The organism is Bradyrhizobium sediminis, assembly GCF_018736105.1.
Lineage (GTDB): Bacteria > Pseudomonadota > Alphaproteobacteria > Rhizobiales > Xanthobacteraceae > Bradyrhizobium.
Window position 1 is genome coordinate 3575192 of record NZ_CP076135.1, and the last position, 14705, is coordinate 3589896.

13 protein-coding genes are annotated in these 14705 nt (G+C 64.8%); 10 read left to right on the forward strand and 3 right to left on the reverse strand.

Translation table 11 applies throughout. The annotated features are described in order from the left end of the window. The first annotated feature begins 28 nt into the window (after window positions 1-28). Both KMZ68_RS17235 and KMZ68_RS17240 read left to right on the forward strand, forming a co-directional pair. The gene (locus KMZ68_RS17235) at window positions 29-253 is read left to right on the forward strand and encodes a hypothetical protein (protein WP_215612406.1); all 225 of its coding nucleotides are present in this window, start codon (window positions 29-31) and stop codon (window positions 251-253) included. A gap of 38 nt (window positions 254-291) precedes the next feature. Then, window positions 292-585, forward strand: a complete 294-nt coding sequence (locus KMZ68_RS17240) for a hypothetical protein (protein ID WP_215612407.1) — start codon at window positions 292-294, stop codon at window positions 583-585. A gap of 198 nt (window positions 586-783) precedes the next feature. On the opposite strand, the gene KMZ68_RS17245 is transcribed toward KMZ68_RS17240, so the two are convergent. Further along, entirely contained in the window at window positions 784-2391 is a 1608-nt protein-coding gene (locus KMZ68_RS17245) for an ABC transporter substrate-binding protein (protein ID WP_215612408.1), read from the reverse strand. 290 nt (window positions 2392-2681) lie between these two features. Between KMZ68_RS17245 and KMZ68_RS17250 the strand changes: the two genes are divergently transcribed. The 8 genes from KMZ68_RS17250 to KMZ68_RS17285 all read left to right on the forward strand — a co-directional run bounded on the left by KMZ68_RS17250 (window position 2682) and on the right by KMZ68_RS17285 (window position 12954). After that, window positions 2682-3812 carry a M20/M25/M40 family metallo-hydrolase gene (locus tag KMZ68_RS17250; RefSeq protein ID WP_215612409.1) on the forward strand — a complete coding sequence of 377 codons (1131 nt, stop codon included), beginning with the start codon at window positions 2682-2684 and terminating at the stop codon, window positions 3810-3812. A 249-nt stretch (window positions 3813-4061) separates the two neighbouring features. Continuing rightward, a complete protein-coding gene (locus tag KMZ68_RS17255) occupies window positions 4062-5003 on the forward strand; it encodes an ABC transporter permease (RefSeq protein WP_215612410.1) in 942 nt (313 codons plus the stop codon). Next, entirely contained in the window at window positions 5003-5893 is an 891-nt protein-coding gene (locus KMZ68_RS17260) for an ABC transporter permease (RefSeq protein ID WP_215612411.1), read from the forward strand. Before KMZ68_RS17255 ends, KMZ68_RS17260 begins: the two co-directional genes overlap by 1 nt. 14 nt (window positions 5894-5907) lie before the next feature. Further along, the gene (locus tag KMZ68_RS17265; protein ID WP_215612412.1) at window positions 5908-7560 is read left to right on the forward strand and encodes an ABC transporter ATP-binding protein; all 1653 of its coding nucleotides are present in this window, start codon (window positions 5908-5910) and stop codon (window positions 7558-7560) included. A 207-nt stretch (window positions 7561-7767) separates the two neighbouring features. Continuing rightward, a complete protein-coding gene (locus KMZ68_RS17270; RefSeq protein WP_215612413.1) occupies window positions 7768-9303 on the forward strand; it encodes a M81 family metallopeptidase in 1536 nt (511 codons plus the stop codon). A 6-nt stretch (window positions 9304-9309) separates the two neighbouring features. After that, window positions 9310-10482: a M20 aminoacylase family protein gene (locus tag KMZ68_RS17275; RefSeq protein ID WP_215612414.1), complete on the forward strand. Its 1173-nt coding sequence runs from the start codon at window positions 9310-9312 to the stop codon at window positions 10480-10482. Continuing rightward, on the forward strand, window positions 10475-11896 hold the full coding sequence (locus KMZ68_RS17280; protein ID WP_215612415.1) for an amidase: 1422 nt from the start codon (window positions 10475-10477) through the stop codon (window positions 11894-11896). The genes KMZ68_RS17275 and KMZ68_RS17280 overlap by 8 nt, the downstream gene beginning before the upstream one ends. A 167-nt stretch (window positions 11897-12063) precedes the next feature. After that, window positions 12064-12954 carry a crotonase/enoyl-CoA hydratase family protein gene (locus KMZ68_RS17285; protein ID WP_215612416.1) on the forward strand — a complete coding sequence of 297 codons (891 nt, stop codon included), beginning with the start codon at window positions 12064-12066 and terminating at the stop codon, window positions 12952-12954. A gap of 55 nt (window positions 12955-13009) precedes the next feature. Here the strand turns inward: KMZ68_RS17285 and KMZ68_RS17290 are convergent, their stop codons facing one another. Continuing rightward, complete coding sequence (locus KMZ68_RS17290; protein WP_215612417.1) at window positions 13010-13987, reverse strand: NADPH:quinone oxidoreductase family protein; 978 nt, start codon at window positions 13985-13987, stop codon at window positions 13010-13012. Beyond that, entirely contained in the window at window positions 13987-14595 is a 609-nt protein-coding gene (locus KMZ68_RS17295; protein ID WP_215612418.1) for a 2-hydroxychromene-2-carboxylate isomerase, read from the reverse strand. Before KMZ68_RS17295 ends, KMZ68_RS17290 begins: the two co-directional genes overlap by 1 nt. Between the last annotated feature and the right edge of the window lie 110 nt (window positions 14596-14705).

Below are 14705 nucleotides of genomic sequence, written 5' to 3' on the forward strand. Positions count from 1 at the left end.
ACGCGCCTGCGACATGATGAGAGTTCCGATGAAGAAGCCTGTTCGCTCAACTGACGAGCCTGAGCAGAAGGCACCACGTGCCGACAGGCCACCGACGGAAGGATTTGTGGTGATTGTCGACGGGCACTTCAAGTCAGAGTTTGACACTGTCGAAGCTGCTGAAGCATCGGGTCGGAAACTGAAATCGGCTTATCCGATGCTCCAGATCGAAATTTATGACGCCGTTACAAAGGTCCGAACCTTATTGAGCTAGGAAACTGGCCATCGCGCCTTCTTCATCTGGAACGGAAAATGGCCCTCCTGAAAAGAGAACTGTACCGTCAGGTAAAAGGCCCCGAGATCACACACGAGGATCGTTGTTCCCTTGTCTTCGATACGGACACCAAAAGTCTGTATGTCGAGCGAGAAGCGGTGCATTTAGAGGCAAGCATTGGGGGCAAAGTAGAATACCAGACAGCGACAATGGATATCGCCGATTATCTAACGCAAGGTGGTCAAACCGCTGGACACCGCGAACTCTGGCGTTTGCTGAGATCGCTCTTCAATGAGAGCAGCGACAGCGACGAATCCTGTCTTGAGACATAGCTTCTTCGCATTTCTTCACGACCACATCCAGGAACTACGCATCCGCTCCATATCTGATACCGAATGGCCGACCTACGTCCCGGCCATCCACGTCTTCATACCTGGTCGCTTGCCGCAAAAACGTGGATGCCCGGCACAAGGCCGGGCATGACGATGGTTTCAAGTTGGACTCTCTGAGCGACGACGTCGCCCCCGCCCCTACTTCTTCTCGATATTCCAGAACACCGGCGTCGCCGGGCCGTCGAGCACGCCGGAGAGCGATTTGCTCCAGGCGCTGGGGGCGAAATACTGCCCGAGCGGGATGTAGATCGCCTGCTCATAGGCATGCTTCTGCAGGTCGGCAGCAATCTTCTTCTGTTCTTCGGGCGAGCCCGCACGAGCAAAGGCATCGCGCAGCTGCTCGACCTTGGCGTCTTCCGCCCAGCCGAACCAGCCGCCCTTGGTGCCGCGGCCGCCGATCGATACGTTGACGACGGGGTTGGCCACGTCGGCGCCGACCCAGTTGGTGAAGAACATGTTCCAGCCCCCCTCCTTGACCGGTTTCTGGCTGGCGCGGCGGGTCACCACGGTCTGCCAGTCGGTGGCCTGCACGTCGACCTTGAAGCCGGCCTCGCGCAGCAATTGCGCCGCCACGATCGGCTGGGCCTTCAGCGTGACGACGTCGCCCGGCGCCATCACCACGATCGGCGTGCCGTCATAGCCGGACTCGGCGAGCAGCTTCTTGGCTTCCGCCATGCCGTTACCCTTCACCAGCGACTCCGAGCCGACGTCGGTAGCAAGCGGCGTGTCGCAGATGAAGATCGCACCGCAGATCTTGTAATACTTGGGATTGCCGACCAGCGCGTCGAGCACCGGCTTCTGGCTCATGGCCAGGAACGCGGCGCGGCGTACCTTGACGTTGTCGAACGGCGGAAGAGTGAAGTTCATCCGCCCCAGCGTCTGGAAGCCGAACTTGTTCAGGATTTCGATCTTGATGTCCTTGTTGGCCTCCAGCACCGGCAACAGGTCGAAGGAGGGGTTTTCCATGAAATCGATGTCGCCGGACTGCAGTGCGTTCACCGCGGTCTGCGCGTCGGGCATCGTCACCCATTCGACGCGGTCGACCTTGACCACCTTGCCGCCGGCGGTCCAGCTCGCCGGCTCCTTGCGCGGCACGTAGTCGGCGTTCTTGACATAGATCGCCTTCACGCCGGGCTGGAATTCGGCCTGCACGAACTTGAATGGGCCGGAACCGACCTGCTCGGCGATCGCCTTGCCGGCCGGCGTTTCCGCCAGCCGCTTCGGCATCATGAACGGCACCAGCGACGACGGCTTGCCGAGCGACTCCAGCACCAGGCCGTAGGGCTCCTTCAGCTTCAGCACGATGGTCTTGGCGTCCGGCGCCTCGATGCTGGCGGTGAAGTCCATCAGCTTCTGGCCCATGCCGTCGTTCTTGCCCCAGCGCTTCAGCGAGGCCACGCAGTCTTCGGCGGTGACCGGCGCGCCGTCATGCCACTTCAGGCCGTCGCGCAGCGTGAAGGTGTAGGTGAGCTTGTCGTCGGAGACTTTCCAATCCGCCATCTGCGGCTGGATCTTGAAGTTGGCATCGGTCGCCACCAGCGTGTCGTAGACCATGTAGCCGTGATCGCGGGTGATGTAGGCGGTGGTGAGCCCGGGATCGAGCACGCGCAAATCGGAATGCATCACCGCGGTGATGGTCTTGCCGGCGGCGATCGCCTGCGATGTCGCGACCGCCGATAGAGCGAGGACCGACAGCGCGACACTTGAAGCTATCGCGGTAGGTTTCCAGCGCGGGATGTGGAACATTCGTTTGTCTCCTGACGTGAAACTGGTCAAACTCAGATCATTCGTTATGCATGCGGCGCGTTATTTAGGCGCGCGCTAACACGCTGTAACTCCGAAGCATTTGAGCCTTGCATCAAGCGCGTTGCGCGTCAATCGGGTTTTAGCGCAAGCGTGCGCGGCGAATGCGCCGCACAAAGCCGCGCAAGTTTCACTTTACAAACTCGCCGCCGGTCATTCTCGTAAGCCGCGCGCCGAGAGCCGGCGCGTCAAGAAAACATTCCGTTCAAAAACAAAGAAACAAAGAGAAGCCCATGAACCCCGCCAACCTTCCCTTCGATTCCGAGGCCATGCTGGCTGGACTACGCGGCTGGGTGGAATGCGAAAGTCCGACTTTCGACGCGCCCGCGGTCGAGCGCATGCTCGATATCGCCGCGCGCGACATGGCGATCATGGGCGCCTCGATCGAGCGTATCGCCGGCCGCCAGGGCTTCGGCGGCTGCGTTCGCGCGCGCTTTCCGCATCCGAAAGCGGGCGAGCCCGGCATCCTGATCGCGGGCCATCTCGATACCGTGCATCCGATCGGCACGCTGGAAAAGCTGAAGTGGCGGCGCGAGGGCAACAAATGTTACGGCCCCGGCATCTTCGACATGAAGGGCGGCAATTACCTCACCCTGGAAGCGATCCGGCAGCTGGCGCGCGCATCCTTCACGACGCCGCTGCCGATCACCGTGCTGTTCACCCCGGACGAGGAAGTCGGCACGCCGTCGACCCGCGACATCATCGAGGCCGAGGCCGCGCGTAACAAATATGTGCTGGTGCCGGAGCCTGGCCGCCCGGACAATGGCGTCGTCACCGGGCGCTACGCGATCGCGCGGTTCAATCTGGAAGCCATCGGCAAGCCGAGCCATGCCGGCGCCACGCTGTCCTCGGGGCGTTCCGCGATTCGCGAAATGGCGCGGCAGATCCTCGCCATCGACGCCATGACGACGGCGGACTGCACCTTCTCGGTCGGCATCGTGCATGGCGGCCAATGGGTCAACTGTGTCGCCACCACCGCCACCGGCGAGGCGCTGAGCATGGCCAAGCGGCAGGCCGATCTCGACCACGGCGTGGAGCGGATGCTGGCGCTGTCCGGTTCCGCCAACGACGTCACCTTTAAAGTCACGCGCGGCGTGACCCGGCCGGTGTGGGAGCCCGACGCCGGCACCATGGCGCTGTATGAAAAGGCGCGCGGCGTCGCCAACCAGATGGGCGTCGAACTGCCGCATGGCAGCGCCGGCGGCGGCTCCGACGGCAATTTCACCGGCGCGATGGGCATCCCGACGCTCGACGGCCTCGGCGTCCGCGGCGCCGACGCGCATACGCTGAACGAACACATCGAGGTCGACAGCCTCGCCGAGCGCGGCCGCCTGATGGCGGGCCTGCTGGCGACGCTGGAGTGAGGGCACTTTTGTGCATTCCCGATGGCACAGGATTTGCTAATCTTGCATCGGGGCCGCAGAGTGTGAGAGTGACGTCATGATGGATTTCTGCAGCATTCCCAAATCTCAATGCGTCGTCCCTGCGAAAGCAGGGACCCATAACCACAGGCCTGCGTTGTCGTCCCGAACGTCTTCTCCAGCAAACAATAGAGAATTCCCGGCGTATGGGTCCCTGCTTACGCAGGGACGACGAAGGAGTGGGTGCGCCTGATGCTCGGATATCTGCTTCGCCGCGTGCTGGCCGCCGTTCCCGTGATGGGCGTGGTGGCGCTGTTCGTGTTTCTCCTGCTGCGGCTGACGCCGGGCGATCCCGCCGCGATTCTCGCCGGCGACAATGCAACCCCCGAGCAGCTCGAGCGCATCCGCATCTCGCTCGGCCTGCACGAGCCGCTCTACACCCAGTTCTTCACCTGGGTCGGCAAGCTTCTGCACGGCGACCTCGGCGTCTCCCTGATCTCCAACGTGCCGGTGCTGAAGATGATCAGCCAGCGGGTCGAGCCGTCGATCTCGATCGCGCTGTCGACCATCATCCTCGCCATCGTGGTGGCGGTGCCGCTCGGCGTCATCGCGGCCTGGAAACACGGCACCTGGATCGACCGCTTCGTGATGGGACTGTCGGTGCTCGGCTTCTCGGTGCCGGTGTTCGTGATCGGCTATGTGCTGATCCAGGTCTTTGCGATCGAACTGCGCTGGCTGCCGGTGCAGGGATTCAAGAGCATCACCGCGGGCTTCGGCCCGTTCTTCGAACGCATCATCCTGCCGACCTGCACGCTGTCCTTCATCTATGTCGCGCTGATCGCGCGCATGACGAGGGCTGCGATGCTCGACGTGCTCGGCGAGGATTATGTGCGCACCGCCCGCGCCAAGGGCATCAATGAGACCGGGGTGCTGCTGCGCCACGCGCTGCGCAACGCCGCGGTGCCCGTCATCACCGTGATCGGCACCGGATTCGCGCTTCTGATCTCCGGCGTGGTGGTCACCGAGAGCGTGTTCAACCTGCCCGGCATCGGTCGGCTCACCGTCGATGCCGTGCTGGCGCGCGACTATCCCGTCATTCAGGCGATGATCCTGTTGACCTCGCTGATCTACGTCACGGTCAATCTGCTGATCGACGTCGCCTATACCCTGCTCGACCCGAGGATCCGGTACTGATGGCCATCGAAACCGTTCCAGAGCCGTCGATCCCGATCACCACGCCGTTCCGGCCGGGGCTCGGATTTCTGACGGCAACCCCGATCATCGCCGCGGCGACGGTCTGCCTGTCGCTGGTGATCCTGTCGGCGATCTTCGCGCCGCTGCTTTCGCCGCACGACCCCCTGCTGCTGGCGCCGGCGCAGCGCCTGAAGCCGGCCAGCGCGCAGTTCCTGCTCGGCACCGACGCCTATGGCCGCGACGTGCTGTCGCGCATTCTCTATGGCGGCCGGATTTCGCTGTTGATCGGGCTCGGCGCCGCCGTGTTCTCGATCGGCATTGGACTCTTGATCGGCCTCGTCTCCGGCTTCTTCAAATGGGTCGACGCCGTCATGATGCGGGTGATGGACGGCCTGATGGCGATCCCGAGCATTTTGCTGGCGATTGCCGTGGTGTCGCTGTCGGGTGCCAGCCTGACCACAGTGCTGATCGCGATCACCATTCCGGAAATCCCGCGGGTGGCACGGCTGGTGCGCTCGGTGGTGCTGTCCGCGCGCGAGGAGCCCTATGTCGAAGCCGCGATCTCGGTCGGGTCCAGCCTGCCCAAGATCATGTGGCGGCACCTGATGCCGAACACGGTGGCGCCCCTGATCGTGCAAGGCACTTACGTCTGCGCGTCCGCCATTCTCACCGAGGCGATCCTGTCGTTCCTCGGCGCCGGCATCAGCCCGGAGACGCCGACCTGGGGCAATATCATGGCCGAGGGCCGCGCCTATTTTCAGATCAAGCCGTCGCTGATCTTCTGGCCGGGCCTGTTGCTGTCGATCGCGATTCTCAGCGTCAATTTGATCGGCGACGCCGCGCGCGACGCGCTCGATCCCCGCATGAAGCAGCGGGAGGGCGGCAAGTGAGCGCGACACCGAACATGAAAAACCTCGTCCTCGACATCGACAATCTCGTGGTCGGCCTCGGCAACAAGCCGGGCCATCAGCGGGTGCTCGACGGCGTCTCGCTGCAGGTCCGCGAAGCCGAGACGCTGTGCCTGGTCGGCGAAAGTGGCTCCGGCAAGTCCGTCACCTCGCTGACGGTGATGGGCCTGTTGCAGAAAGGCTCGCTGGTGGCATCCGGCGGCAGCATCAAGCTGGTCGGCGAGGAACTGCTGAGCGCCAGTGACCGCCGCCTGCGCCAGTTGCGCGCCACCACCATGGCGATGATCTTCCAGGAGCCGATGACCGCGCTCAATCCGGTGGTGCCGGTCGGCCGCCAGATCGACGAGGTGCTGCGCGCCCATACCGATCTCGACGCCCGCGCGCGCAGGAAGCGCATCCTCGACATGATGGAGCAGGTCCGGCTGCCCGAGGTCGAGCGCATCTTCGCCTCCTACCCGCACCGGCTGTCCGGCGGCCAGCGCCAGCGCATCATGATCGCGATGGCCTTGGTGCTGGAACCGAAACTGCTGATCGCGGACGAGCCGACCACCGCACTCGACGTCACCACGCAAAAACAGATCCTCACTTTGATCCGCGACCTGCAACGGGATCACGGCACCGCCGTTCTCTTCATCACCCACGACATGGGCGTGGTCGCCGAGATCGCCGACCGAGTCGCCGTCATGCGTCAGGGCCGGCTGGTCGAGACCGGCGCGCTCGACGCCATCCTGCGCACGCCGACAATGGAATACACCCGCAACCTGCTGTCGGCGGTGCCGAGCCTGATTCCGCGCGCGGCGCGTCCGGAATCGACGGAGCCGGTGGTGCTGGAGGCCAACGAACTCGGCAAGGTCTACCGCGAACGCTCGTTCTTCGGCGGCGTCCGCGAAGTGGCGGCGGCCAAGGACGTCACGCTCACGCTGCGCAAGGGCCGCACGCTCGGCATCGTCGGCGAAAGCGGTTCCGGCAAATCGACGGTGGCGCGCTGCATCGTCCGGCTGATCGATCCGACCTCCGGCGGCATCCGCCTCGCCGGCCGCGAAATCTCCGACCTGTCGCGGCGGCTGCTGCAACCGCACCGGAAACGCATCCAGATTATTTTCCAGGACCCCTATCGCTCGCTCAATCCGCGCATCACCGTCGGCGAGACCATCGCCGAGGGCCCGATCAATTACGGCATGCCGCGCGCGGAAGCGCTGGCCAAGGCGCGCGAGCTGCTGGAGCTGGTCGACCTGCCGGCGGACGCGATCTCGCGCTATCCGCACCAGTTCTCCGGCGGCCAGCGCCAGCGCATCGCGATTGCACGCGCCCTGGCGCTCGACCCCGACGTGCTGGTGGCGGACGAGGCGGTGTCGGCGCTCGACGTCTCGGTGCAGGCGCAGGTCCTGGAACTGCTCGACGAAATCCAGACCCGCCTCGGCATCGCGCTGTTGTTCATCACCCACGATCTGCGGGTGGCGGCGCAGATCTGCGACGACGTCGCCGTGATGCAGCACGGCCGCATCGTCGAACAGGGCCCGGCGGCCGAGGTGCTGACCCATCCGCAACAGGCCTATACCCGCGCGCTGCTCGATGCCGCCCCTGGACGGGGATGGGATTTTGCGAATTTCCGGCCGGTGGCGGCCGTTGGCCTGGGAGCCTCATCCTGAGGAGCGGCGTCTTCGCCGCGTCTCGAAGGATGAGGCGGCACCCGGGCTCTCATGGTTCGAGACGGCGCAAGGGCGCCTCCTCACCATGAGGAACGTAAAGCGTTCCTGGTGCTTGCGCGGCATGCAAAACGGGATTGCTTCGTCGCTTGCGCTTGCGGCAATGACGAGTCTAACGTCGCGCGCACGAACCACTGACCGAGATTATCGATGACCCGTATCGCCGTTGGCGGCTTCCTGCACGAAACCAATACCTTTGCGCCGACCAAGGCGACCTATGCCGATTTCGTGCATGGCGGCGGCTGGCCGTCGATGGCGCATGGCGGCGATATTCTGACGACCATGCGCAACATCAATGTCGGGCTGGCCGGTTTCATCAGCGCAGCGCAAGCCCGCGGCTGGGAGATAGCGCCGACCATCGCCTGCGCCGCCAGCCCCTCGGCCCATGTCACCGAGGACGCCTATGAGCGCATCGTCAAGGCGTTGGTCGACGGCATCAAAGCCGCAGGTCAGCTGGATGCGGTTTATCTCGACCTGCACGGCGCCATGGTGTCGGAGCATCTCGACGACGGTGAAGGCGAAATTCTCCGGCGCGTGCGCGCGGTGATCGGCAACGACCTGCCGCTGGTGGTCAGCCTCGACCTGCACGCCAATGTGACGCCAGAAATGGTGGAACATGCCGATGCGCTGATCGCCTACCGCACCTATCCCCATGTCGACATGGCCGACACCGGCCGCGCCGCCGCCGAGCATCTGGCGCTGTTGCTCGACAGCGGACACAAATACGCAAAGGCGTTCCGGCAACTGCCGTTCCTGATTCCGATCAGCTGGCAGTGCACCAACGACCAGCCGACCAAAGGCATCTACCAGAAGCTGGCGGCGATGCAGAGCGACGCGGTGCCGACGCTGTCCTTTGCGCCGGGTTTCCCGGCGGCGGATTTTGCCCATTGCGGGCCGAGCGTGTTCGCCTATGGCCGGACGCAGGAAGATGCCGATACGGCGGCCGACCAGCTCGCCGCGCTGGTCGAGGGCCACGAAGACGATTTTGACGGCCGCATCTTCACGCCCGACGAGGGCGTGCTGCACGCCATGGAACTGGCGACGCGCGCGACGAAGCCGGTCATCATCGCCGACACCCAGGACAATCCCGGCGCCGGCGGCGATTCCGACACCACGGGCATGCTGCGCGCGCTGGTCCGCAACAAGGCGACCAAAGCCGCGATCGGCGTGATCTACGATCCGGAGTCGGCGTTGGCCGCGCATGTTGCCGGCGTTGGCGCCGTCGTCACGCTGGCGCTAGGCGGCAAGTCGGGCATCCCGGGCGATGAACCGTATCAAGAAACCTTCGTCGTCGAGGAATTATCCGATGGAAAATTCGTCGCGCCGGGTCCGTATTACGGCGGCCGCGACATGGACATGGGACCGTCGGCTTGCCTTCGGATCGGCGATGTCAGGGTGGTCGTGGGCTCCTACAAGGCGCAGCTCGCGGACCAATCGATGTACCGCTATGTCGGCATCGAGCCGACCGAGCAGTCCATCCTCGTCAACAAGAGCTCGGTGCATTTCCGCGCCGATTTCGAGCCGATCGCCGAAAAACTCCTGATCTGCGCCGCGCCCGGCGCGATGCCGGCCGATACCGCCGCGCTGCCCTGGACGCGGCTGCGCCCGGGCGTGCGCGTCAGGCCGAACGGTCCCGCCTTCGCTCCCGAAACCGAATCACGTTCAACGTCTTCTGCAACCGGATAACTGACCATGCCCAACATCGAACGCATCGACGGCTACGCCGACGAACTCACCGCCATCCGTCGCGATCTGCACGCGCATCCCGAGATCGGCTTCGAGGAGGTCCGCACCTCCGGAATCGTCGCCGACAAGCTGACGCAATGGGGCATCGAGGTGCATCGCGGGCTCGGCGGCACCGGCGTGGTCGGCGTGCTCAAGGGCAAGGGCGTCGGCACCAAGCGGATCGGCCTGCGCGCCGACATGGATGCGCTGCCGATGGAAGAGAACACCAATCTGCGCTGGCGCTCGACCATTCCCGGCCGCTTCCACGGCTGCGGCCATGACGGCCACACCACCATGCTGCTCGGCACCGCGCGCTATCTGGCCGAAACCCGGAACTTCGACGGCACCGTGCATTTCATCTTCCAGCCGGCGGAAGAAGGTCTCGGCGGCGCCCGCGCCATGATCAAGGACGGGCTGTTCGAGAAATTCCCCTGCGACGAGATCTACGGGCTGCACAACGCGCCCGACCTGAATCACGGCGAGATCGCGATCCTGCCCGGACCGGCGATGGCCGGCGCCGACTTCTTCGACATCACCATCTCGGGCTATGGCGCGCATGGCGCGATGCCGGAGCGCTCGAAGGATCCGGTCGTGATCGCGATGACGCTCGGCCAGGCGCTGCAGACCATCGTCAGCCGCAACGTCGATCCGCTGCAGTCGGCGGTGCTGTCGATCACCCAGATCCATTCGGGCTCCGCCTACAACGTGATCCCGGGCGAAGCCAAACTGTGCGGCACGGTGCGGGCCTTTTCCGACGAAGTGCGGGCGCTGATCCGCGAGCGGATGCGCGCCCTGTGTGCCGGCATGGCCATGGCCTTCCATGTCGAAATCGTCGCCGACATCCGCGACACCTTCGGCGTGCTGGTGAACGAGGAAGAGCAGTCCAGCGTGGTCGAGGCCGTGGCGCGCACGGTGGTCGATCCCACCAAGGTCTTCACCCGGTCGCAGCCGAAGATGGGCAGCGAGGATTTCGCCGACATGCTGCAGGCGGTGCCCGGCGCCTATTTCTGGCTCGGCCATGACGGCTCGGTGCCCGTGCACAATCCCGGCTATGTGCTGGACGACAAGATCCTGCCGATCGGCGCCAGCATGTTCGCGCGCATCATCGAAACCCGGCTTCCGGCAGGCGCCCATGCATAAACCGGCATCCGACGACGCGATCACCTCGCTGCACGACCTTTCCGCCGTCGACCTGATCGCCGGCTTTCGCGCCAAGCAGTTTTCGCCCTCGGAAGTGCTGGAAGACGTGCTGACGCACATCGCGGTGTGGGAGCCGCATATCAAGGCGCTGTACGCCTTTGACCCCGACGGCGCGCGCGCCACCGCCAGGGCCGCGACCGAACGCTGGCAAAAGGGCGAGCCGATGGGCACGCTCGACGGCGTTCCCGTCACCATCAAGGAGAACATCGCCACCAAGGGCGTGCCGGTGCCGCTGGGGGCGGCCAGCGTCAAACTGGTGCCGGCGCCGGCGGACGCGCCGCCGGCGGCGCGCTTGCGCGAAGCGGGTGCCGTGATCTTCTCCAAGACCACCATGCCGGATTACGGCATGCTGTCATCGGGCCTCTCCAGCTTCCATCCCCTCACCCGCAATCCCTGGGACCTGGCCAAGAATCCCGGCGGCTCCAGCGCCGGCGCGGGTGCAGCCGGCGCGGCCGGTTACGGCTCTCTGCATCTCGGCACCGACATCGGCGGTTCGGTGCGGCTGCCGGCGTGCTGGTGCGGCCTGGTCGCGCTTAAGCCGAGCCTCGGGCGGGTTCCGATCGATCCGCCCTATGTCGGCCGCATCGCAGGTCCGATGACCCGCACCGTCGACGACGCCGCATTGATGATGAGCGTGTTGTCGCGACCCGACCGCCGCGACGGCATGAGCCTGCCGCCCAATGACATCAACTGGAAGGCACTGGAAAAGTCGCCGCGCAAGCTGCGCATCGGATTGATGCTCGATGCCGGCACCGGCCAGGCGCTGGAGAAGGACGTGCGCGAAGTCGCCGTGAAGGCCGCGAAAGCCTTCGAGTCCGCGGGCGCCGTCGTCACCGAAGTCGACGGCATCATGACGCGCGAGTTGCTCGACGGGCTCGACAATTTCTGGCGCGCGCGGATGTGGGACGACCTGTCCAGGCTGACGCCGGCCGAACGCGCCAAGGCGCTGCCCTATATCCGCCAATGGGCGGAGACCGCGACAAAACTGTCGGGCGTCGACGTCATCAGGGGTTTCAACGCCACCATGGCGATTCGATCGGCGGCCGCGAAACTGTTCTGCGAAATCGATTACGTGATCTCGCCGGTGTCGCCGGTGGTGAACTTCGCCGCCGAACTCGCCGCCCCGATCAACGATCCCGACAAGCCGTTCGAGCACATCGCCTATACCGTGCCCTGGAACATGTCGGAAAATCCGGCCGCCTCGATCAATGGCGGTTTCGACAAGGAGGGTTTTCCGATCGGCGTGCAGATCGTCGGCCGCCGCTTCGACGACATCGGCGTGCTCGGCATGGCCAAGGCGTTCGAGGGATTGCGCGGACCGCAACGGCCATGGCCCAGCCCGCCGAAGAAGTAGAACGGCGCGGCGGGCATAGACACCCGTCATGCGCGGGCTCGACCCGCGCATCCATCCTCTTCAAGAGATGGATTGCCGGGTCACCTAGCGCAAAGACGCGCTTTGCGCTTTTGCCCGGCAATGACGGTATGAAATCAAAATAACAACCGAGAGGAAACCACACCCCAATGGCGTACGAGACCATCAAATACGAGGTCGACGAACAGATTCTCACGATCACCTTGAACCGGCCGGACAAGCTCAACGCCTTCAACGGCACCATGCAGCAGGAACTGATCGACGCCTTCGATGCCGCCGACAAGGACGACAATGTCAGGGCCATCATCGTGACAGGCGCGGGGCGCGGCTTCTGCGCCGGCGCTGACCTCTCGTCGGGCGCCGACACCTTCGATCGCGACGCGCGGCGCGGGCCGGTGAAGCGGCTGGCCAACGGCAAGGTCGACTACAGCGACCCCCAGGTGCGCGACGGCGGCGGCACGGTGACGCTGCGCATCTTCAAATGCTTGAAGCCCGTGATTGCCGCGGTGAACGGCCCGGCGGTCGGCATCGGCGCCACCATGCTGCTCCCGATGGATATCCGCATCGCCTCCGAGAATGCCCGGATCGGCTTCGTGTTCTCCCAGCGCGGCATCGTGCCGGAGGCGGCGTCGAGCTGGTTCCTGCCGCGCCTGGTCGGCATCGCCCAGGCGCTGGAGTGGTGCTACACTGGCCGGGTGTTTCCGGCGCAGGAAGCCTTGGCCGGCCGCCTCGTCAGCAAGGTGGTGCCGCCGGACGACCTGCTGCCGACGGCGCGCGCGCTGGCCAAGGAGATTACCGCCAAGACCGCGCCGGTCTCGCTGGCGCTGATCCGGCAGATGATGTGGCGCATGCTGGGCGCCGACGATCCGATGGAAGCCCACAAGATCGACAGCCGCGGCATCTACGCCCGCGGCCGCTCCGACGACGTCAGGGAGGGCGTGGTGTCATTCCTGGAAAAGCGCCCGGCGGTGTTCAAGAACAAGGTGTCGACGGATATGCCCGACTATTTCCCGTGGTGGAGCGAGCGGGAGTATAAGTGAAGGCGAAGCGGTCATTCCGGGATGGTGCGTAAGCACCAGACCCGGAATGACAAGCTCACCCCATCATCAGCGCCACGCGCCCGATCGCCTTGCGGTCGATCAGGAGCCGCATCGCCTTCGCATAGTCTTCCAGCGGCAGGCGGTGCGAGACGTTGGGACGGATTTTCCCCGCCTCGGCCCATTCCACCAAAGCCTTCAACCGCACTGCCGCCAGTTCAGGATTTCGCCGCACCGCTTCGCCGGCGCGGACGCCGAGCACGCTGGCGCCCTTGATCAGCAACAAATTGGTGCGGGCAAGCCCGATGCCGCCGGTGAAGCCGATCACCAATAGCCGCGCGCCCCAGTTGATACAGCGCATGCTGTTCTCGAACACCTCGCCGCCGACGGGATCGAACACCACATCGGCGCCGCGCCCGTCGGTAATGCGCTTGACGGCGTCGCGGAACGGCTCGCGGCTGTAGAGCACCAGGTGATCGGCGCCGCGCGCCTTGGCGACCGCGAGCTTCTCTTCGGATGACGCCGCCGCGATCACGGTCGCCCCTAGCATCTTGCCCATCTCGACCGCGGCGAGCCCAACGCCGCCGCCGGCGCCGTGCACCAGCAGCACTTCGCCTGATTGAACCTTGCCGCGATCGATCAGCGCGTGATAGGCGGTGCCATGGCCGGCAAGAAAGGTCGCGCCTTCGGCAAAATCAAAAGTCGAGGGCATCGGCGTCAGCTGCGACGGCGCCACCACGGCCTCGTCGGCATAGGCGCCGTGCCGCATCTTGACGATCACCCTGTCGCCGACCGCGACACCGCCGACATCGGCGCCGACCTCGGCGACCTCGCCGGCGGCTTCCATTCCCGGCGTGAACGGCAACGGCGGCTTGAGCTGGTATTCGCCCGCCACCATCAGGATGTCGGGAAAATTCAGCCCGGCGGCATGGATGGCGACGCGCACCTCGCCCGGCGCCAGCGGCGCGGAGGCAAAGGTTTCCAGGCGCAAGCTCTCGGGCGGACCGAGCTCGCGGCAGACGACTTTCTTCGGCATCAGGCCGCCCGCGCCTTGAGCCGCTGCAGCGCTTCGCGGATCAGCGGCATCCGGTCGTTGCCGAAATACATGTCTGCCTTGTCGATGAAGATGGTCGGCGAGCCGAACCCGCCGCGCGCCATCACTTCATCGGTATTCGCCTTGAGCTGATCCTTGATCGCCTGCTCGCCGATGCCGGCGAAGAATTTTTGCGGATCGACGCCGACGCCTTTGCAGATCTCGGTCAATACTTCGTCCTTCGAGATGTCCTTGTCGGCGCCCCAATAGGCCTCGAATACCGCGCGCGCGAACGGCACCATGTCCTTGCCCAGCCAGATGCAGCCGCGCATTGCTTTCACGCTGTTCACCGGGAACACCGTCGGCGGCATCTTGATCGCAAGACCGGCGGAACGCGCCCAGTCGGCGAGGTCTTTCTTCATGTAGCGCGCCTTCAGCGGCACCGGCGTTTCGCGCGATGCGTAGACGCTGGGATTGACGGTGTTGAAGATGCCGCCGACCAGGATCGGCCGCCACGAAATCTCGACGCCGAATTCCTTGGCGATCGGCTGGATGTTGTGGAAGGCGAGATAGGTCCAGGGGCTGGAGCAGTCGAAGAAAACTTCGATCATGGTGGCGTTTTCCCTTTGCTATTTGATTTATCGATCCTCATCCTGAGGAGCGCGCTTTTGGCGCGCGTCTCGAAGGATGAGGTCCCGTCGGCAGCCTCATGGTTCGAGAG